This window comes from Blastococcus brunescens, assembly GCF_035320885.1.
Taxonomy (GTDB): domain Bacteria; phylum Actinomycetota; class Actinomycetes; order Mycobacteriales; family Geodermatophilaceae; genus Blastococcus_B; species Blastococcus_B brunescens.
Genome location: NZ_CP141261.1, coordinates 1626900 through 1646519, shown reverse-complemented (window position 1 = coordinate 1646519; position 19620 = coordinate 1626900). Strand labels below are relative to the sequence as shown.

The window sequence follows — 19620 nt, the reverse complement described above, 5'->3', positions numbered from 1 at the left end:
CTCACGGGTAGCCACAACAGCTAGATTCCTTCCGACGTCCCTGGCCGGGGCCGTGGGCGACGGTGCCCTCGGGCGGCAGGGAAGAGAGGACCAGGCGTGCGCGAGTTCAGCGTTCCTGCGACCAGCGAGGTGGGTCCGGACGAGGCCCTGACCGACATGCTCGCCACCAACGTCGCCGAGCACGGCGCCGAGGTCGGCCTGCGGGCACGGCGGAACGGCCAATGGCAGGACGTCACCTGGAAGGAGTTCGGCGCCCAGGTCGACGGGGTCGCCAAGGGGCTCATCGCCGCCGGTGTCGCCGCGGGTGACCGGGTGGCCCTGCAGGCGAAGACCCGCTACGAGTGGACCGTCTTCGACTTCGCCATCTGGACCGCAGGCGCTGCGGTCGTCCCGATCTACGAGACCTCCAGCCCCGACCAGGTGGCCTGGATCCTCTCCGACTCCGGCGCGACGGCGATCGTCGTCGAGAAGGACGAGCACGCCTCGGCCGTCGAGTCCGTCCGCGACCAGGCCCCTGACCTCCGGTCGGTCCACGTGATCGACGACGGCGCGGTCGACCAGCTCATCCAGGCCGGCAAGGACGTCCCCGACAGCGAGCTCGCGGCGCGCCGGGCGACCCTCACGGCCGACAGCCTGGCGACGCTGATCTACACCAGCGGCACCACCGGTCGCCCCAAGGGCTGCGAGCTCACGCACGGCAACTTCCTGTTCGAGATCAACAACGGGATGAGCCTGCTGGGCCGGTTCATGAACGTGCAGGGCTCGCTCCTGCTGTTCATCCCCTGGCACACGTGCTCGCCCGCGTCCTGCAGGTCGGCGCCGTCAAGACCCGCACGGTCATCGGGCACACCCCCGACGTCTCGAACCTGGTGGAGGACCTCGGCGAGTTCCGGCCGACCTTCGTCCTCGCCGTCCCGCGGGTGTTCGAGAAGGTCTTCAACAGCGCCAAGGCCAAGGCCGAGGGCGACGGCAAGGGCAAGATCTTCGACAAGGCCGCCCAGGTGGCCATCGACTGGTCCCGCGCCCAGGACACCGGCGGCGCCGGTTTCGGCCTCAAGGCCCAGCACGCGCTGTTCGACAAGCTCGTCTACGGCAAACTCCGGGCCGCCCTCGGTGGCCGGTGCCTCGGCGCCATCTCCGGCGGCGCTCCCTGGGCGAGCGACTGGGCCACTTCTTCCGCGGCATCGGCGTCACGGTCTACGAGGGCTACGGCCTCACCGAGACCACCGCCGCGGCGTCGGTCAACCACGACGACGCCCTGCGCATCGGCACCGTGGGCCGCCCCTGCCCGGGGTCGAGTTCCGCATCGCCGACGACGGCGAGGTGCTCATCCGCGGCGGCATCGTGATGCGCGGCTACTGGCGCAACGAGGACGCCACGAAGGAGGCCATCGACGCCGAGGGCTTCTTCCACACCGGCGACCTCGGCGAACTCGACGGCGACGGCTTCCTCAAGATCACCGGGCGCAAGAAGGAGATCCTGGTGACCGCCGGCGGGAAGAACGTCGCCCCGCGGTGCTGGAGGACCGGCTGCGCTCGCACCGTCTGGTCAGCCAGTGCATCGTCGTCGGCGACCAGCGCCCGTTCATCGGCGCGCTGATCACGCTGGACGAGGAGGCCCTGCCGCAGTGGCTGGAGTCCAAGGGCAAGCCCGCGGACCAGACGGCCGAGCAGGTGCGGGAGGACCCGGAGCTCAAGGCGGAGATCGACGCGGCGGTGAAGGACGCCAACAAGGCGGTGTCGCAGGCCGAGGCGATCAAGAAGTTCACGATCCTCGGCACCGACTTCACCGAGGACAACGGCATGCTCACCCCGAGCCTGAAGCTCAAGCGCGCCGTCGTCATGAAGGAGTTCGGCAACGAGGTCGACGGGCTCTACGCCCGCTGAAAAACCCGCCCGCTGAGCCCCGACCCGCCGCGCGCGGGACGGGGCTCAGTGCCGAGCGGGGGTGGTTCGAGGAGCTCGGCGAAGGCCGCCGCGATGTGCGTCCAGGACCAGCGCTCCTCCACCCACCTGCGCCCCGCGGCCCCCATGGCGTGGGCGCGGTCGGGATCGGCGAGCAGGTCGCCGAGGATCTCGGCCACGGCCGCCGGTGACCGCGGGTCCACCACGTGCCCGGTGACGCCCTCCCGGACCGTTTCAGGAGCCCCGCCCGACGTGCCGGCGACCACGGGCCGGGCGCAGGCGGCCGCCTCGAGGAAGACCATCCCCAGCCCCTCGACGTCCAGGCCGGCCCGCCGGGTCCGGCACGGCATGGCGAAGACGTCCCCGGCGGCGTAGTGCCCTGGCAGCTCCGCCGGGTCGACCGGGCCGGTGAAGACCACGGAGCCGGTCAGCCCGCGCGCGGCCACGGACCGACGCAGCGCGGCCTCCGCCGGACCGGCTCCCACGAGCAGCAGCCGGGCGTCCGGGTGGCGGGCCAGCACCCGCGGCCACCCGGCCACCAGCACGTCCTGGCCCTTCCGCGCGACGAGCCGGGAGACGCACACCACGACCGGCGCCGCCCCGAGGCCGTAGCGCTCGCGGACGGCCGCACCGTCGGCGTCCGGCGTGAACCGCTCCACGTCCACACCCGGGGAGAGCTGGGCGAGGCGGGTGCGCCCGCCCAGGGCGGGAGCCAGCCGGCCGCGGGTGTAGTCGCTGATGCAGGTGACCACGTCGAGCCCCGAGGCGATCCGCTGCATGAGCTGCCGGCCGCCCGGGACCGCCACCCACCCCGTCTCGTGCCCGTGGGTGGCCCCGACCAGGTGCCGCACGCCCGCCGCGCGCAGGGCCGGCGCCAGCAGGCCCAGGGCGCGGCGGCGCCGAAGAAGGCGGTGTCGCAGCCGTGCCGACGGACCAGGTCGACGGCGGCACGGGCGGCGGAGCGGGTGGGCAGCAGCATGCCGGTCGGCAACCGGACCACCGGGTACGGCAGCGCTGCGTCGTGGTCCTCCCACCCGGGCGAGCGGGAGGCGAGGACCACGACCGAGTCCGGTGGCCGCCGCGCCAGCAGCGCGGCCACGAACGTCTGGATGCCGCCCTGCCGCGGCGGGAAGTCGTTGGTGACGACGAGGGTCCGGCCCGCCGCCCTCACGGCCGCTCCAGCCGGGCCCAGTCCTCGGCCATGGCCAGGCGCTGGGCGACGGTCGGGTGGGAGCCGAAGAACCAGTGCCACGCGTCCGGGGGGCGGGGTCGCTGAGGTTGGCGCCGGCGAGGTCGCGCTGCAGGTCGATGAACGCCTCGGGGTCCTCGGTGAGGTCGAGGGCGTGCACGTCCGCCCGCTGCTCGACCTGCCGGGACACCAGGTTCTGCACCGGAGTGGAGAGCAGCGTGCCCACGGCCATCAGGAACAACAGCAGCGGGACGACGCGGGGATCGCCCGCGGAGTCCGCGCCCGCCCGACGCAGCAGTCGCGGCGACGTGAGCAGCCAGCCCAGGGCCGCCACGCCGCCCCCGCCCCCAGGGCGCCGATCAGGGTTCCGGAGAGGACGTCGTCGGTGGCCACGTGCCCCAGCTCGTGGGCGACGATCGACTCGATCTGCGGATCGGGCAGCCGGTCCAGGACGGTGTCGTAGAGGACGATCCGGCGGGTGGAGCCGAAGCCGGAGACGTAGGCGTTCAACGCCGTCGTCCGCCGGGAGGCATCCGACACGAGCACGTCCTGCACCGGCGTGCCGTTCTCGTCGGCCAGTTCCAGCAGGTCGGTGCGCAGCTGCCCCGCAGCGAGCGGCTCGAACCGGTTGAAGGCGGGCTCCATCAGGACGGGCCACAGGAACGACCCGACGACCACCAGCGCGGCGGCGCCGGCCCTGCCCACGCCCACCACGTCCTCGGCAGGCGTCGGGCCAGCAGGACCAGGGCGAGCACCCCGGCGGCGGTGAGTCCGGCGTCGATGGCGGTGGAGACGCCGACGTCGCGCAGCCAGAGCCCCCAGCTGCGCGTGGACAGCCCGTACCGGTGCCGCACCACCTCGCCGAATGCCGAGATCGGGAGCGTGGCCAGCCGGCCCACCACGGCGAGTGCGAGGACGCCGAGCAGCACCTGCCAGATCCAGCCGCCACCGAGCGGCGCGGCGACCGCCCGCACCAGGCGGCCACCGGCCCGGGTGAGGCCCAGGAACGCCGAGACGGTGAGCCCGAGCAGCAGCGACGCCAGCGACGCCGGCCGCAGCGCCGCCACGAACGCCTCCGCGCGATCCACCTGCGCCGGCGACAGTCCTGCGGTGGGGTCGACCGGGGTGCGCCCGCCCACCGGTTCGGGCAGCGGCGTCCAGGGGTGGTGACGGCGATGACGACGGCGAGCGCGAAGAGGAGGACCACCGCGGTGACCAGGGCGGCTCGGGCACCGTCCCGACGCACCGCGCTCCCCGCCCACCCATCTGCCGGATCCTATGCGGCAGCCTGCACCCCGCCGGTCGACGCCGGTCGACGAGCCATACGAACTCGTGGCGATCAGGCACTGATGGCCACGAGTTCGTATGACTCGGCGTCGCGAGCCCCTGTTCTCGGCCTGTGGGGCAGACAGTCGGGCTGACGATCAATGCGCAGGCCCCGCCCGACGACGAGGGCCGGTGACCCGTTCGGGGTCACCGGCCCTGGCCGCGGCCCCTCCCGGGTCCCGCCCTGAGCTTACGAAGGGTGGGGAGGAGGGGGTCCTTTCTCAGCCGGCGATGCGACGGGCGTGGGTGAAGCCGCTCATCGAGTTGAAGTCCACGACCATGACCGGCTTGCTGGAGGTCGAGGCGTGAACCATCTTGCCGTTGCCCACGTACATGGCCACGTGGCTGGTCGGGCTGTAGTAGAAGAGCAGGTCACCGGGCTGCAGGTTGCCGACGGACACCGGCGAGCCCATCTGGGACTGGCTGCGGCTCGAGTGCGGCAGGCTCACGCCGGCCGCGGAGTAGGCGTACTGCGTGAGACCTGAGCAGTCGAAGGCGTTCGGCCCACCGGCCCCCAGACGTAGGCGTCGCCGACCTGCGCCAGCGCCGTGTCGACCGCGACCTGCGCCGCGCCGCTCGGAGCGACGACACCGCTGGGGACCGCCTGCGCCTCCGTGCCCCCGTGGGCCCGAGCGACCTCCTCCTGCTGGGGGCGCTCAGCGCCGCGTACTGGGCCTGGAAGTCGGCGATCTGCGCCTCGAGGTCCTCCTGCTGGGTGGCGATCTCGTCGACGGCGCGCTGCGCCTCGGCCTCCGCCTCGTCGGCGGCGGCCTGGGCCTGCTCTGCCGCAGCGGCTGCCTCGGCCACCTCGGCGAGCTGCTGGTTGGTGTGCCCGGCGATGGCGTCGAGCGTGCCGAGCTGGTGCATCAGCTCGTCGGCCGAGTCGCTGGTGAGGATGACGTCGAGCCGGGAGAAGCCCTCGCTGGTGTACGCGGAGCGAGCCAGCTGGCGGACCTGGCCGTCGAGGGATTCCAGCTGCGCCTGCGCGTCAGCTGCGGCCTGCTCGGCGGCGGCGACGGCTGCGTGCTGCTCCTCGAGCTGGACCTTCGCCTCGTTGAGCTCCTCGGTGACCACCTCGAGCTCGTGCTCGGCCTCGGCGACGAGCTGGGCGGCCTGGGCGGCGCTGGTAGCGTCGGTCGGGTCGGCGGAGGCGGTGCCCGGCAGGACGGTGAAGGTCAGCGCCGCGGTCACTCCGAGCAGGAGGCCGGACCGGAGCCAGCCGACGTGCCCCGCACCTGCGGGACGGGCGGTGGCGGACTGATCAAGGGCGTGCGGCAGTACGGCGTGTGGGGTCGCCACGAGCGGCGGCTCTCCGTTTCTTCCTCGACTACCGCCTACCGAGTTAGCTGACGGGTTCGGGCTGGGAAGACTGGCCCTATCCCCTGCGAACCGGCGAACCGGCCCAGCAGGAGAACTCACCCCAGGACTGCGGTGGGTCCCCGGCTCGCCGTCGGAACACCTTCGTAGGCGCCGTCAGGCGATTAGGCGGTGCCCGTCCGAGGTCACCCTCTGCGGGCGACGACCACTCGGTCGGACCGGGAGACCCTACGACCGTGACGATCATGTGACAACTGGAACGTCCTGTGACGAGTGTGACGACGGCCGGTCCTGGGAGCGTCGACGCAGGTCAGCACCCGCGCCGGGTGCCCATGTGACATGGAGCGGACCGTTCCGTCCGGACCGCCCTCAGCCCGTCCTGCGGCTGCTGTTCCCCGCCTGGTCCGAGGGGTTCCGGTGACGCAGCGGTGGCACCAGGCCGACCTCCGCGAGCGCGCGGACGGCCCGCCGCTCGACCTCGTCGAACTCCACGACGACCCCGGGCGGCGGCACGACGACGTCCTCGGCCGAGATCTCCGGCGCGGACGCGTCGCCCACCGGCGCACTCCGTGCGGTCATCGGGATGACGACCGGATCGGTGCCCTGCCAGCCCGGTGGCGCTCCGAGCAGGACGGTGACGACGCAGTCGGCGCAACCCGTCGGGCGCGCGGTGCAGGTGTCGCAATCGATCAGCATGGCTCTCTCCTCCGTGAGTCATCCGCACGGTAGGAGCGGCCACCGACAATTCCGCCGCGTGCTGGGCCGGGCGTCGCCTCAGGTGCCGGCGAACTCCCAGTGCCAGGGCTCCTCGCGCCCTCTCCCGGGTTCCGCCCAGTCCGGGTGGAGGAAGCCGAACCGGCCGGCGTTGGCCTTCATCCAGGCGTACTGCGCGGTGCCGAACCGCTCGATCCCCCGCAGAGGTCCACCGCCAGGCCCCACCCGTGATTGCTGGTGCCCGGCACCGCCGCCAGGGCGGGCTTGCGCCCGTACAGGTTCACCTGGCTGGCGTAGGTCCGGTAGGAGTCGGTGATGCAGATCGGCCCACCGAAGGCGCCGGCGTACGCGGCCGACATCGCCCGGTAGGCCGCCGCGGCGTCACAGCGCAGCGTGTGGGATCCCGCTCCGACGGGGCACATCGCGCTCGGTGGGATCAGGCCGTTGGGGTAACCGCCCCAGGCGCGGGCCCCGTCGTAACTGGGCGGGTAGATGCTGTTCCCGCACTCCACCCGCAGGGCTCCGCCGGTGAGACCGGGAGCGGCGACCGGCGACCGCTGGCCGAGGCTCGGGCGCCCGATCCCGAGCACCTGGTCCGCCGGGAGGGTGCGGACCACGACCGCCCCAGCTCGCGCGTCGGCGGCCAGCATCGTTTTCGGGTCGAGGGCGATGCCGACATGGCCGAGCCCTGCCTCCGCGGTGCCCAGGAACACCAGGTCGCCGGGGAGCACGTCGGCCGGCGCCACCGGTGCGGCGACGGCGAAGAGGTCGGCCTGGCTGCCGGGGAGCGGCACGCCGGCCGATCCGTAGACCGACTGGACCAGCGAACCGCAGTCCCACGAGTCGGGCCCCGCGGTCCCGGGCGCGTAGGGGCGTCCCAGGGCGTCCATCGCCGCGGTGACGGCGGCCAGCGTCTCGGCCGGCAGGACCAGCAGGGAGGCCGGCTGCCGGGGCAGCTGAGCCGCGCCGCGCTGGGCGCCACCCTCGCTCGCCCCCACCGGGACGAGTCCGGCCGGGAGCCCGGCTCCCGGGTCCAGGAGCGCGGCGGCGGGCGGCGGAGCGACACCCGCCGCCGTCAGCTGCTCGACGTAGGCACGCCAGTTGGCCGCTGTCCGCGCGTTGACGGCGAGCTGCTCCTGCTGGAGCTGTGCCAGCTGCCGGTCGACGACGCTGAGCGCCTCGTCCAGCTCGTCGGTGACCGCCGCGGCGGCGGCCTCGAGCTCGGCCACCTTCGCGGCGACCGCGTCGGCACGCTCGCGGGCCTGCGCCAGCGCGGTCGTCGCCCGCTGCCGTTCGGCGAGAGCTCCCTGGCGGAGTTCCTCAGCAGCGCCGATGACCTGGGCCGCGTGCGCGTCCACGACCTCGAGGAAGCCCAGGGCCGCCACGACGTCGCCGGGGTCACCGCCGGACAGCAGGAGCGTCAGTGGGCTGATCGCCCCACCGTCCCGGTAGACCGCGGCCGCGTACCGGGCGACCGCTCGCTGGTGCACCGCCAGCTCGCTCTCGGCGTCGGACACCACCGCCTCGGCGGCCGCGACGGCTTCCTGGGCGCGCGCCTGCTCCTCCCGGGCGGCGGCCACCTCGGCCTGCTGCTCCTGGAGCCCGGTCTGCACGTCGGCGGCCCGCTGCTGCAACTGGTCCAGCGCCCGGCTGTCGAGCACCGCCGTGGTGCCGCCGGGCTGGTCGCTCGGTGCTGCCGAGGCCGGCGCGGCCACGGCGGTCGTGAGGCGGCGAGGACCGCCACCGCGAAGGCCGCCCGCGCCGCCGTCCCACCTGTGCGCCACCGGCAGCGCGGGAGCATCGGACCACCTCTACGTGACGGGGCCGCACTCCTCCACGGGTGCGACCGACCGGGGAGATGTTGTCCTGATCACCCGCCTTCCGCCAGGTGAAACGGCCCGGAACGCCCGCTCGGGCGACACCTGGCACCCCGACGCCCGGCGCGGCAATCACAGGAGTGTCATTACCCCGATCTACCGTCCGCCCGTGCCCTTCTCCCCCGCGCTCCCCGCACCGCCTCCCGGCGGCAGGATCCCCAGCGGTACGAGCAGGTCATGATCGAGGAGCTCGGCACGCCGCTGGCCGACGTCACGTTCGTGGTGGTGGACCTCGAGACGACGGGCGGCTCACCCAAGGACAGCGCGATCACCGAGATCGGCGCGGTGAAGATCCGTGGCGGCGCCATCCTGGGCGAGTTCCAGACACTGGTGGACCCGGGTCGGGAGATCCCGCCCTACATCAGCGTCCTGACCGGCATCACCTCGATGATGGTCGCCGCGGCCCCCGGATCGGCGGCGTCCTCCCCGGTTTCCTCGAGTTCGCCCACGGGGCCGTCCTGGTCGCCCACAACGCGCCGTTCGACCTGGGCTTCCTCAAGGCGGCGTGCGCCGAGAACGGCATCGCCTGGCCGGCGGCGGCGTCGGTGGACACCGCCGTGCTGGCCCGCCGGCTGCTCACCCGCGACGAGGTGCCCAACTGCAAGCTGGCCACGCTCGCGCCCTACTTCTCCGCCACCACCTCGCCCACCCACCGGGCCCTGGACGACGCACGCGCCACCGTGGACGTCCTGCACGGGCTCTTCGAACGGCTCGGCCCGCTGGGCATCACCTCCCTGGAGGAGCTGACCGGGCTGACCCGCCAGGTCGACCCCGAGCGGCTGCGCAAGCGGCACCTCGCCGACGACGTCCCCGGGGGCCGGGCGTGTACCTGTTCCGCGGCCCGCGCGACGAGCCCCTGTACGTCGGGACGTCGAACGATCTCCGCAGCCGGGTGCGCAGCTACTTCTCGGCGAGTGAGCAGCGCAGCCGGATCACCGAGATGGTGGCGCTGTCCCGACGGGTCGACGCGATCCCCTGCGCCCACGACCTCGAGGCCGCGGTCCGCGAACTGCGGCTGATCGCCGAGCACAAGCCCCGCTACAACCGTCGCTCCCGCTTTCCCGAGCGGGCCCTGTGGATCCGGCTGACCGAGGAGCCGTTCCCCCGGTTGTCGGTCGTGCGCCGGGTGCGCCCCGGCGCGGGCGTCTTCCTCGGCCCCTTTCCCGATCGTCGGGCGGCCGACGCGGCTGTCGCCGCCGTCCACGAGGCCCTGCCCCTGCGGCAGTGCACCACCCGGATCTCACCCCGCGTTCCCACCTCGGCCTGCGTGCTCTTCGGCATGGGCCGTTGCGGCGGCCCCTGCACCGGCGCCCAGTCGGTCGAGGAGTACGCCTCGATCGCGGCGGTGTTCCGGGCAGCCGTCGACCACGATCCCCGTGACCTCGTCGCCCCGCTGCTCGCCCGCGTCGACCGGCTGGCCGCCGACGAGCGCTACGAGGACGCCGCCGTCCTGCGGGACCGGGCGGCGGTCCTGGTGCGGGCCGTGCGCCGGCGGCAGCGCCTGGAGTCGCTCGCGGCGGTGCCCGAGCTGGTCCTCGCCCGGGCGGACGGCTCCGGCGGATGGCACCTCTCCGTCGTCCGGCGCGGGCGCCTGGTCTCCGCGGGCGGCGCCCCGCGGGGCACGTCGGTGCGCGCCACGCTGCCCGGCCTGCTGGCGACGGCCGAGACGCCCGTGGGACCGGACGACGAGCTCGCGGCGACCGTGGACGAGACGGAGCTGGTCCTGCGGTGGATGGAGAAGCCAGGGACCCGCCTCGTCGAGCTCACCGGCACGCTGGCCTGCGCGGCGCCGGGCACGGGGGCGTTCTCCACGTTCCTGACCCGGGTGGAGACCGGACACACCGGTCGCGATCCCTTTGCCGACGACCGGTCGCTCGGCACCCGAGCCCGCCCGGATCGGGTCGCGGCCGGGGCGGGCGGACGTGGTCCCCGCTAGGCTCCCCGCGTGATCACCGCCATCGTGATGATCGACGCAGCCACCGACGCGATCCCCGAGGTGGCGGCGGCGATCGCCGACCTCGAGGGGTCAGCGAGGTCTACTCGACCGCCGGCGAGGTCGACCTGATCGCCATCGTGCGAGTCCGCGAGTTCGAGCACATCGCCGAGGTGATCGCCGGGCGGATCAACAAGGTGCCCGGCGTGCTCGAGACCGAGACGCACATCGCCTTCCGCGCCTACTCGCGCCACGACCTCGACGCCGCGTTCTCGATCGGCTTCGAGACGGCCGACTGAATAAGGACCCCGCTGCCCCCACCGCTCGCACGCTCGCGGCGGGCCCCCGCAGCGGGGCCATCAGGAACGGGCGGCTCGGCTGACCTGCACCCAGCGGTCGAGCTGAGCCTTGGCGCGGCCGTCGTCGATGGCGGCCGACGCCCGTTCCATGCCGGCCCCGATGGCGTCGTGCAGCCGGGCGGATCGCTCGTCGAAGGCCGCCAGCGCCGCGGCCGCGTTCAGGACGACCGCATCCCGGACCGCCCCTTCTCCCCGTCGAGCACACGGCGGAACACGTCGGCGTTGACCTGTGCGGAGCCGCCTCGGAGCGCGTCCGGCGTGGACGCGGGGATCCCGAGCGCCGCGGGGTCCAGGCGGTCGGGCTCGACCTCGCCGTTCCGCACGACCCACACCGACGACGTCGTCGCCGTCGTCAGCTCGTCCAGCCCGTCGTCCCCCGGAAGACCAGCGCACGCCCTCCGCGAGCGGCCAGCACGTCGGCCATCACCGGTGCCATGCGTGCGTCGGCGCAGCCGATCGCAGCCGCGACGGGCCGGGCAGGGTTGGTGAGCGGACCGAGGAAGTTGAAGACGGTGGCGATGCCCATCTCCCGGCGCGCCGGACCGGCGTGCCGCATGCCGGGGTGGAAGACCGGCGCGAAGAAGAAGCCGATCCCGGCTTCGTCGACGCACCGGGCGACGCCATCCGCGGAGAGGTCGATGACCACTCCGAGCGCCTCGAGCACGTCGGCGGACCCGGACGACGACGACGCCGCGCGGCCACCGTGCTTGGCGACCGGCGCCCCGCGGCGGCGGCGAGCACCGCCGCCATGGTGGAGATGTTCACGGTGTGCGCACCGTCTCCACCGGTGCCGACGATGTCGACGCAGTCCCGGGAGAGGTGCACGGGAGTGGCCTGCGCGATCATCTCGGCGGCGAGACCGGCCACCTCCTCGGCCGACTCGCCCTTGGCCCGCAGGGCGACGGCGAACGCCGCCACCTGCACCGGCGTGGCCTCGCCGGTCATGATCTCGCGCATCGCCCACGCGGTGTCCGACGACGACAGGTCCGCCCGCGCGAGCAGCCGGTTGACCAGCTGCGGCCACGACAGCGATCCGGCCGCGGGCGCGCTCATCGGCGGCTCACCGACGGACGACGGGGCGCTGCGCATGGGCGCGCAGCAGGTCCGCGACCACCCCGGGAGCGGTGAGCGGGTCGACCGGCAGGGGCAGCGTCCCCTCGGCGCGGGACCAGTGCGCCAGCCAGCGGTCGGGCTGCCGGGCGATGAGCACGCACACCGCCGGCCGATCGACGACCTCCTGGTCCAACTGGCGGGCCACCGCCAGACCGCCCGTCGGCTGCGCCTCGCCGTCGAGGATGCAGAGGTCGACACCCCGGCGTCGACCGTGGCGACGACGTCGTCGCCGGTCTCGCACTCCAGCCAGGTCACGGGTCCGACGTCGGAGGCCGGACGGCGTCCGACAGCGGTGCGCACGGCGGCGCGAACCTCTGGCCGGTGGCTGTAGACCACCACGGTGGCGGGCATCGCGGCGGTACGGGTGGCGTCGGAGACGGAACTCACCCGACTGAGCCTAGTGCCAGACCGGGACAAATCCTGAGCGGGCAGCCGTATCGGTAAAGAGCTGATCACTTTGCCGCCACGCCCATCGCACCCGCAGTCGTGACGGCCCTCGGCGATGCCATGATGACCCTCGTGACAACGGCCCCCGTCGCGAGCAGCACCTTCGACACATCGCGGGTGCACTCCTGACCCGACCGAACATGGTCAGCGTCGGCACGATCATCTGGCTCTCCAGCGAGCTGATGTTCTTCGCCGGTCTGTTCGCCATGTACTTCACGGCGCGAGCCCGGGCCACCGAGGGGTGGCCGCCGGAGCCGACCGAGCTGAACCTGCCCTACGCCACCGTCTTCACGGTCATCCTGGTGCTCTCCTCGGTGACCTGCCAGTTCGGTGTGTTCGCGGCGGAGAACGGCAACGTCTACGGCCTCCGGCGCTGGTTCACCATCACCTTCGTCATGGGGTTGGTGTTCGTGCTGGCCCAGGCCAACGAGTACCGCGTCCTGGTCATGGACCACGGGACGACGATCTCGTCGTCGACGTACGGGTCGGTCTTCTACATCACGACCGGTTTCCACGCCCTGCACGTCATCGGTGGCCTCGTCGCCTTCGTCTATCTGCTCATCCGGTCCACCATGGGCCGGTTCACGCCCGCACAGGCGACCGCCGCCATCGTGGTCTCCTACTACTGGCACTTCGTCGACGTCGTGTGGGTCGGGCTCTTCGCCACGATCTACCTGATCCGCTAGGGAACCGGTGTCCACCACGAACCCGCAGTCCGAGGCCCCGTCCCCCGAGGACCGGCCGTCCGCAGCCGGGCCCGACGGCAACCCTGCCGGCCGGGCCCGCGCCCGGCGCCGCTCCAAGCACCGCCGGCGGCTGGCCAACGTCGCCGGTCTGCTGACCGCTCTGGTCCTCACCGGCGCGCTGTACTCCGTCTTCGCTCCGGCGCAGGCCGCCGACGAGACCACGGAGTCCGCCGCCGAGGCCGCCGGGCGCGAGCTGTACTCGCGCAGCTGCATCACCTGTCACGGCGAGAACCTCGAAGGCGTGCCCGACCGCGGCCCGTCCCTGATCGGGGTCGGCGAGGCAGCCGTCTACTTCCAGGTGCACACCGGCCGCATGCCGCTGGCCCGCCAGGAGGCCGATGCCGCCGACAAGCCGGCTGTCTTCTCCGACGAGGAGATCGACCAGCTCATGGCCTACGTCCAGGCCAACGGCGGCGGGCCCACCCTCCCGTCGGGCGACCTGCGCGACGGCGATCTCGCCGAGGGCGGTGAGCTCTTCCGGCTCAACTGCGCCTCGTGCCACAACTTCGTCGGCGAGGGCGGCGCGCTCTCCTCGGGGAAGGCGGCGCCGAGCCTCGATGACTCCAACGACCTCGAGATCTCACGGCGATGCTGACCGGCCCCGAGAACATGCCGGTGTTCGGTGACAACCAGCTGACGCCGGAAGAGAAGCGCTCGATCATCAACTACGTCCAGACCATCAACGCGCAGGCCGACCCCGGCGGCGCCGGCATCGGCCGAACCGGCCCGGTCGCGGAGGGTCTGGTGATCTGGGTGGTCGGCATCGGCGCCCTGATGTTCGGCATCTTCTGGATGGGGAGCAAGGCGTGAACACCCGCGACACCCGCCCCGGTTCCACCGGCGGCGCCGACGTCCCCGACACGCTGTACGGCGGGCCGGACGACGACTACACCCCCGAGCAGCTCGCGGCGATGAACCGCCAGGAGCTGGACCGCCTCGGTGCGCGGTACGACGGCGTGGAGATCATGCACGTCGACCCCGGCCCCGAGCCGGGCTCCGCCATGGAGCAGCGCGCCGTCCGCCAGGTCGGCATGGTGTTCGGCCTCGCGGGCCTGTTCGCCTTCCTCTTCATCGTCGTCTACGTCGGCTCCGGCTGGTTCCTGCCCGACTGGCAGTGGGACGTCACCGAGGGCGGCTGGAGCGCGCTCTTCACGCCGATGCTGGGCCTCTTCATGGGCCTGTCGCTGCTCTGCGTCGGCGTCGGCCTGGTGCTGTTCACCAAGAAGCTCCTGCCGCACGAGACGGCCGTCCAGGACAAGCACGACGGCTCGCACTTCGACCGCGTGACCGCCGGGGCGACGCTCGTCGGCGGCTGGCACAACAGTGGACTGGCCCGGCGCAAGCTGATCACCCGCTCCCTCGCCCTCATGGGCGGAGGCGTGGGCCTGATGCTGATCATGCCGCTCGGCGGCCTGATCAAGAACCCGAACAGGGGTGACCCCTCGGCACCACGGCCTGGGCCGAGGGTGTCCGGCTGCTCCGGGACGACGGCACGCCGGTCCGCCCCGGCGACCAGGAGCCGGGCTCGCTGGAGACCGTCTTCCCGGCCGTTCCGGGTGGGAACCGCCAGGCCGACGCCGCCACGATGCTCATCCGGCTCCGGCCCGAGCAGGTCGACAACCTGGAACCCCGCGAGGGGCAGGCCGACTTCGCGTACGGCGAGTACGTCGCCTACTCGAAGATCTGCACGCACGCCGGCTGTCCGGTCTCGCTCTACGAGCAGGAGACCAGCCGGATCCTCTGCCCGTGCCACCAGTCGCAGTTCGACGTCACGCAGGGGCCAAGCCGGTGTTCGGTCCCGCCACCCGTGCGCTCCCCAGCTGCCCCTCGGTGTCGACGACGAGGGCTTCTTCGTCGCGCGCAGCGACTACATTGAGGCCGTAGGGCCGACCTACTGGAACCGGGAGCGCATCTGATGGCTCGTACCGCCACCGCACCGGGTGCCCCCACGACGAGGCTGGGCAAGGCGGGTCACGCCGTCGACGAGCAGCTGACCTCGCGCCGTGGCTGCGCCGGACGATGAACAAGGTCTACCCCGACCACTGGTCGTTCCTGCTCGGGGAGATCGCGCTCTACTCGTTCCTCATCCTGCTGCTGTCGGGCACCTACCTGACGTTCTTCTTCGACGCCTCCATGCGCGAGGTCGTCTACGAGGGTTCCTACGCGCCACTGCGGGGCGTGGAGATGTCGGCGGCCTACAACTCGGCGCTCAACCTCTCCTTCGACGTTCGCGGCGGCCTCTTCATGCGGCAGTTGCACCACTGGGCGGCCCTGCTGTTCGTGGCGTCGATCGTCGTCCACCTGCTGCGCATCTTCTTCACCGGCGCCTTCCGCCGCCCGCGGGAGACGAACTGGCTGATCGGCGTGGTCATGCTCGTGCTCGCCCTGTTGATGGGCGTGACCGGCTACACCCTCCCGGACGACCTGCTGTCGGGCACCGGGCTCCGCATCATCAGCGCGATCCTGCTCTCGATCCCGGTCATCGGTACGTGGGCGCACTTCGCGGTGTTCAACGGCGACTTCGTCGGCACGGAGATCATCGGTCGCTTCTACATCCTCCACGTCCTGCTGATCCCGGCGATCCTGCTCGCGCTGATCGCGCTGCACCTGATCATCCTGGTCAAGCAGAAGCACACCCAGTTCCCCGGCGCCGGCCGGACCGAGCACAACGTCGTCGGCAACCGGCTCTTCCCGACCTTCGCGGCCAAGGCCACCGGGCTCATCTTCATCGTGTTCGGCGTGTGTGCCGCGCTCGGTGGGCTGGTCCAGATCAACCCGATCTGGCTGTGGGGTCCGTACAACCCGGCGCAGGTCTCCGCCGGGTCGCAGCCCGACTGGTACATCGGCTTCCTCGACGGGTCGACGCGCATCTTCCCGCCGTGGGACATCAACCTGCCGGGCGACTACAACATCCCGGCCCTCTTCTGGCCGACGGTCGTCATCGCCGGCCTCATGTTCACAGTGCTGGCGCTGTACCCGTTGATCGAACGCAAGATGACCGGGGACACGGCCCCGCACCACCTGCTGCAGCGCCCGCGCGACGTCCCGGTGCGCACGTCGCTCGGTGCGATGGCGCTGGCGTTCTACCTGTGGTTGATGGTGGCCGGCGGGAACGACGTCATCGCGGACAAGTTCGACATCAGCCTGAACGCGATGACGTGGGTCGGCCGTATCGGCGTGATCATCCTTCCGGCCATCGCCTACGTGGTCACCTACCGGATCTGCCTCGGCCTCCAGCAGCACGACCGCGAGGTGCTCGAGCACGGCATCGAGACCGGTGTCATCCGCCGGCTGCCGAGCGGCGAGTTCATCGAGGTCCACCAGCCCCTGGGCCCGGTGGACGAGCACGGCCACGGCCAGCTCGCCTACGGGGGCGCCCCGGTGCCGAAGCGGATGAACCACGTGGGTGGCGCCCGACGGGCCGTCCGCGGCTTCTTCTCCCCGATCGAGGAGCCCACCCAGGTGGAGCTCGAGCAGCGCGGTGAAGGCCGGGGCCTGGCCGCCGGCGAGGCAGACCGCGAGCTCACGTCGTCCGGTCGGCCCTCCGAGGGTGGGCGCCCCTCAGAGGGTGGCCGTCCGCAGGAGCCGCGCGACTGAGATCGGGCCCCTGCAGGGCTGCGCAGAAGGGCCCCGGTGGATTCCACCGGGGCCCTTCTGCATGCCGGGCGATGCCGCCGCGGTGCGCGGCCACGGTGCCGACCGGCCGCTCATCCCGCAGGGTCCCGGTCGCGCCGGCCGCCTCCAGGGTCCAGCGGCGGACCGGGTGGCGACGGTAACCGGCCGGCGCGCCCGTTCTGGCTCACCGGGGCGCCCTGCGGGCAGCGTTCTCACCTGGTAGCCCCCGCTCGGCTCGGCGGGATGTTCTGGTTGAGGTGGAAGACGTTGGCGGGATCGACCGCATCCTTGAGGGCGGTCAACCGGGCCAGCGTGGCGGGTGGGTAGGCGCGTCGTACACCGGCGGCGCCGTCGTTCCCCAGCACGTTGACATACGCGCCGCTGGCGAACGGCTCCAGCATGGCGGCGCTCGCCCGGGCCGTGGCGATCTGGTCCTGGTCCTCGCCCGGGTCCGTCCACCGCGCAGCACCGACGTACTCGAGGACGGTCCGGCGCTGGCTGAACGCGGACGCCTCGTCCGGCACCTCGGCGATCGCGCCGCCATAGGCCTGCAGGCTGGCGGCCACGGCGGGATGGTGCTCGAGCAGCGCCTCGATCGCGGTGCCGGGCATGTTCCGCAAGTAGTGGCCCTTCCAGTAGCGGCGCACCTCGTGCCCCTGGAGCGTGTCCTCGCGTCGCTGGAGTGCGAGGTAGGACATCTCCTCCACGCGTCGTGCGACGGGTCGCCCGAGAGAGGTGAGGGCCCGGGCATGCGCCCGCCCTCGTCCGGGTCGCCGACCCAGACGAAGCCCAGGGTCGCCACGCCGCCGAGGACGGTTGCGGTGTACGTCGCCTGCCGCGGCGCGGACGCGCTGACGTCGCGCCAACGGGCTACCACCGGCGAGGCGTCCGCGGCGCGGAAGTCCAACCCGATGCTGAGGGCCCGGGTCCCGGCGGGATGGAGCCGGAACTCGAACTCGGTCACCACTCCGAAGTTGCCGCCGCCGCCCCGCAGGCCCCAGAACAGCTCGGTGTTCTCCCCGGCGGAAGCGCGGACGACATCGCCGTCAGCGGTGACCAGCTCGCACGACAGCAGGTTGTCGCACGTCAGGCCGTACTGGCGAGCCAGCCACCCCATGCCCCCGCCCAGAGTGAGGCCGCCGACGCCGGTGTGCGAGACGTTGCCGGCGGTCGTGGCCAGTCCGTGCCTCTGGGCGACGAGGTCGAGCGCGCCGAGCAGGGCACCGCCCCGGGCCCACGCCTTCCGCTGGTCCGGGTCGACCCGCACCCCGTTCATGGGCGTCAGGTCGATCATCAGCCCGCCGTGAGGCACCGCGAGCCCGACGACGCTGTGCCCGCCGCACCGGACCCCGATCTCCAGGCCTTCCCGACGGGCCAGGCCGACGGCGGCGACGACGTCGGAGGTCTGCCGGCAGCGGGCGATCAGGGCCGGTCGGTGGTCCACGGCGGCGTTCCACACCCGGCGCGCGTGGTCGTACCCCGGGTCCCCGGGGCGCAGCAGATCGATGGCCGGCGTCGTGGTCGGGCGCGACAGGTCGGCCATCGGCTCCTCCTCGTTCTCGCGTGGTCCTGACCGGTGGACCGGCCGCCACGGCGGAACTCATCGCCACCACCTCCTCAGGCGGCGGGGAACACCCACGGGGAGCATCCGGCCGTCGACGACCGAGGGCCCCTCCGCGTGGTGCGGAGGGGCCCTCGGTGACGCGGGGTGGGTCAGCTCTGGGTGGCGTTCTGTCCCACGTAGTACTCGAACAGCAGCCCGCCGATGGTGATCAGCAGCGCCGCGGCGGCGATGAGGATCAGCCAGGAGTAGAAGAACGCCAGGCCCAGCCCCATGAGGGCGGCCGACAGCGCCAGGGCGAACGGCCAGTAGCTGGCGGGCGGGAAGAAGCCGAGCTCCCCGGCCCCGTCGGCGATGTCGGCGTCCTTGCGGTCCTCCGGGCGGGCGTCGATGCGGCGGGACACGAACCAGAAGAACCCGCCGATGAGGCCCGTCAGGCCGCCCGACAGCGCCAACGCCGTGGTCCCGATCGGCTCGCGGGCCCAGAAGCCGTAGACGACCGCGGCGATGACGCAGAACAACGCGATGATGTTGAAGATCAGCGCCTCGACCTTCACGGCCGCGCCTCCTCGTTCCTCGGTCCGATCAGGGGCTGGAGGGTAGGCACGTCAGCCACCGGCCGTCGTCTGGTCGACGTTCTTGTTCTGCAGGTAGTCGAACGGTGTCGTCGTGGACGACAGCCCCGGCTGCCCGATCTCCTCGAGCGCCTCGTAGGTGTCCAGACCGGATTCCCGCGCCTCGAGGTAGGCGTCGTACTCCTCACCGGAGACGGCGCGGACCTCGAAGTTCATGTACGCGTGGTACGTGCCGCACAGCTCGGCGCAGCGCCCGACGTAGGCACCCTCCTCCTGGACGGTCACCTCGAAGACGTTGTCCCGGCCGTTCTCGTTGCCGGGGATGACGTCGAGCTTGAAGAGGAACTCGGGCACCCAGAACGAGTGGATGACGTCGGCCGAGGCGAGCTCGAACCGGATGGTGCGCTCGGTCGGCAGCACGAGGATCGGGATCTCGGCCGTCGTCCCGATCGTGTCCACCGGCTCGCCGTCGGGCCCGGCGGTCTCGGGGTAGACGAACTGCCAGTTCCACTTGAAGGCGTTGACCGCGATCGTCTCGTCGGGATCCTCGCTGCGTTCCATCACGCTGTTCTGCACGACGATCGTGTAGAAGAACAGGCCGGCGATGATCAGGAACGGGACGATCGTGTAGACGATCTCCAGCGGCAGGTTGTACGCCGTCTGCTTGGGAAGTTCGTCGCTGCGCTTGCGGTGCCGGACGACCGACCAGCCGATCAGCGCCCAGACCGCGAAGCCGACGATGAGCGCCGCGATCACCGAACCGGTCCAGAGTTCGCGCATCTCCTGGGACTGCTCGGTGATGCCCTCCGGCCAGCCGAACCGCCAGAACTCGTTGTTCGGCATGGAACATCCGGTGAGGGTCACGACCCCCAGGAGACCGAGCGCGGCCAGCCGCGCGAGCCTGCTGCGTCGAGCCACTGCTCGCTGCCTCCTCGTTCTCCGTC

General features: G+C 72.4%; 20 protein-coding genes, 2 pseudogenes and 1 riboswitch. Of the genes and pseudogenes, 10 read left to right on the top strand and 12 right to left on the bottom strand.

The window, feature by feature from the left end; translation table 11 throughout:
* Positions 1–96 precede the first annotated feature (96 nt).
* Entirely contained in the window at positions 97–1599 is a 1503-nt protein-coding gene (locus tag U6N30_RS10885) for an AMP-dependent synthetase/ligase (RefSeq protein WP_324277317.1), read from the top strand.
* Positions 1515–1886, top strand: a complete 372-nt coding sequence (locus U6N30_RS10880; protein ID WP_324277316.1) for a hypothetical protein — start codon at positions 1515–1517, stop codon at positions 1884–1886. Before U6N30_RS10885 ends, U6N30_RS10880 begins: the two co-directional genes overlap by 85 nt.
* Here the strand turns inward: U6N30_RS10880 and U6N30_RS10875 are convergent.
* From U6N30_RS10875 to U6N30_RS10850, 6 genes are all read right to left on the bottom strand, one after another.
* A complete protein-coding gene (locus U6N30_RS10875) occupies positions 1874–2755 on the bottom strand; it encodes a glycosyltransferase family 4 protein (RefSeq protein ID WP_324277315.1) in 882 nt (293 codons plus the stop codon). The genes U6N30_RS10880 and U6N30_RS10875 overlap by 13 nt on opposite strands.
* Positions 2756–3324: 569 nt before the next feature.
* Positions 3325–3798: a M48 family metalloprotease gene (locus U6N30_RS10870; protein ID WP_324277314.1), complete on the bottom strand. Its 474-nt coding sequence runs from the start codon at positions 3796–3798 to the stop codon at positions 3325–3327.
* Positions 3738–4232 (bottom strand): M48 family metalloprotease, encoded by a 495-nt coding sequence (locus U6N30_RS10865; protein WP_324277313.1) that lies wholly within the window; start codon positions 4230–4232, stop codon positions 3738–3740. The genes U6N30_RS10870 and U6N30_RS10865 overlap by 61 nt, the downstream gene beginning before the upstream one ends.
* 408 nt (positions 4233–4640) lie before the next feature.
* Positions 4641–4937, bottom strand: coding sequence for a C40 family peptidase (locus U6N30_RS10860; protein WP_324278241.1), 297 nt, complete (start codon positions 4935–4937; stop codon positions 4641–4643).
* Between the two features lie 798 nt (positions 4938–5735).
* Positions 5736–5917: riboswitch (cyclic di-AMP (ydaO/yuaA leader) on the bottom strand.
* A gap of 188 nt (positions 5918–6105) precedes the next feature.
* Positions 6106–6432 (bottom strand): hypothetical protein, encoded by a 327-nt coding sequence (locus U6N30_RS10855; protein ID WP_324277312.1) that lies wholly within the window; start codon positions 6430–6432, stop codon positions 6106–6108.
* A 176-nt stretch (positions 6433–6608) separates the two neighbouring features.
* The gene (locus U6N30_RS10850) at positions 6609–8165 is read right to left on the bottom strand and encodes an NlpC/P60 family protein (RefSeq protein WP_324277311.1); all 1557 of its coding nucleotides are present in this window, start codon (positions 8163–8165) and stop codon (positions 6609–6611) included.
* 339 nt (positions 8166–8504) lie between these two features.
* Between U6N30_RS10850 and U6N30_RS33735 the strand changes: the two are divergent.
* From U6N30_RS33735 to U6N30_RS10830, 3 genes and pseudogenes are all read left to right on the top strand, one after another.
* A pseudogene (locus tag U6N30_RS33735) lies at positions 8505–8959 on the top strand (exonuclease domain-containing protein); the annotation flags it as partial.
* A 191-nt stretch (positions 8960–9150) separates the two neighbouring features.
* Complete coding sequence (locus tag U6N30_RS10835) at positions 9151–10263, top strand: hypothetical protein (protein WP_324277310.1); 1113 nt, start codon at positions 9151–9153, stop codon at positions 10261–10263.
* A gap of 137 nt (positions 10264–10400) precedes the next feature.
* Positions 10401–10559, top strand: a complete 159-nt coding sequence (locus U6N30_RS10830; protein WP_324277309.1) for a hypothetical protein — start codon at positions 10401–10403, stop codon at positions 10557–10559.
* A gap of 218 nt (positions 10560–10777) precedes the next feature.
* Here U6N30_RS10830 and trpD read toward each other — a convergent pair.
* A pseudogene (gene trpD, locus U6N30_RS10825) lies at positions 10778–11672 on the bottom strand (anthranilate phosphoribosyltransferase).
* 7 nt (positions 11673–11679) lie between these two features.
* Positions 11680–11877 carry a hypothetical protein gene (locus tag U6N30_RS10820; RefSeq protein ID WP_324277308.1) on the bottom strand — a complete coding sequence of 66 codons (198 nt, stop codon included), beginning with the start codon at positions 11875–11877 and terminating at the stop codon, positions 11680–11682.
* A 442-nt stretch (positions 11878–12319) separates the two neighbouring features.
* On the opposite strand from U6N30_RS10820, the gene ctaE reads away from it, so the two are divergent.
* The 5 genes from ctaE to qcrB all read left to right on the top strand — a co-directional run bounded on the left by ctaE (position 12320) and on the right by qcrB (position 16522).
* Positions 12320–12865 (top strand): aa3-type cytochrome oxidase subunit III, encoded by a 546-nt coding sequence (gene ctaE / locus U6N30_RS10815; protein ID WP_324277307.1) that lies wholly within the window; start codon positions 12320–12322, stop codon positions 12863–12865.
* 7 nt (positions 12866–12872) lie between these two features.
* Entirely contained in the window at positions 12873–13520 is a 648-nt protein-coding gene (gene qcrC / locus U6N30_RS10810) for a cytochrome bc1 complex diheme cytochrome c subunit (protein WP_324277306.1), read from the top strand.
* Positions 13514–13735 carry a hypothetical protein gene (locus tag U6N30_RS10805; RefSeq protein WP_324277305.1) on the top strand — a complete coding sequence of 74 codons (222 nt, stop codon included), beginning with the start codon at positions 13514–13516 and terminating at the stop codon, positions 13733–13735. The genes qcrC and U6N30_RS10805 overlap by 7 nt, the downstream gene beginning before the upstream one ends.
* Positions 13732–14841, top strand: a complete 1110-nt coding sequence (locus U6N30_RS33730) for a (2Fe-2S)-binding protein (protein WP_422678064.1) — start codon at positions 13732–13734, stop codon at positions 14839–14841. The genes U6N30_RS10805 and U6N30_RS33730 overlap by 4 nt, the downstream gene beginning before the upstream one ends.
* Before the next feature lie 103 nt (positions 14842–14944).
* A complete protein-coding gene (qcrB, locus tag U6N30_RS10790) occupies positions 14945–16522 on the top strand; it encodes a cytochrome bc1 complex cytochrome b subunit (protein WP_324277304.1) in 1578 nt (525 codons plus the stop codon).
* Positions 16523–16752: 230 nt separating this feature from the next.
* Here the strand turns inward: qcrB and U6N30_RS10785 are convergent, their stop codons facing one another.
* From U6N30_RS10785 to ctaC, 4 genes are all read right to left on the bottom strand, one after another.
* Positions 16753–16905, bottom strand: a complete 153-nt coding sequence (locus U6N30_RS10785; RefSeq protein WP_324277303.1) for a BBE domain-containing protein — start codon at positions 16903–16905, stop codon at positions 16753–16755.
* Entirely contained in the window at positions 16839–18083 is a 1245-nt protein-coding gene (locus tag U6N30_RS10780) for an FAD-binding oxidoreductase (protein ID WP_324277302.1), read from the bottom strand. Before U6N30_RS10780 ends, U6N30_RS10785 begins: the two co-directional genes overlap by 67 nt.
* Positions 18084–18253: 170 nt before the next feature.
* Positions 18254–18658 carry a cytochrome c oxidase subunit 4 gene (locus U6N30_RS10775; RefSeq protein WP_324277301.1) on the bottom strand — a complete coding sequence of 135 codons (405 nt, stop codon included), beginning with the start codon at positions 18656–18658 and terminating at the stop codon, positions 18254–18256.
* A gap of 51 nt (positions 18659–18709) precedes the next feature.
* Positions 18710–19594, bottom strand: a complete 885-nt coding sequence (gene ctaC / locus U6N30_RS10770; RefSeq protein ID WP_479690593.1) for an aa3-type cytochrome oxidase subunit II — start codon at positions 19592–19594, stop codon at positions 18710–18712.
* Positions 19595–19620 lie beyond the last annotated feature (26 nt).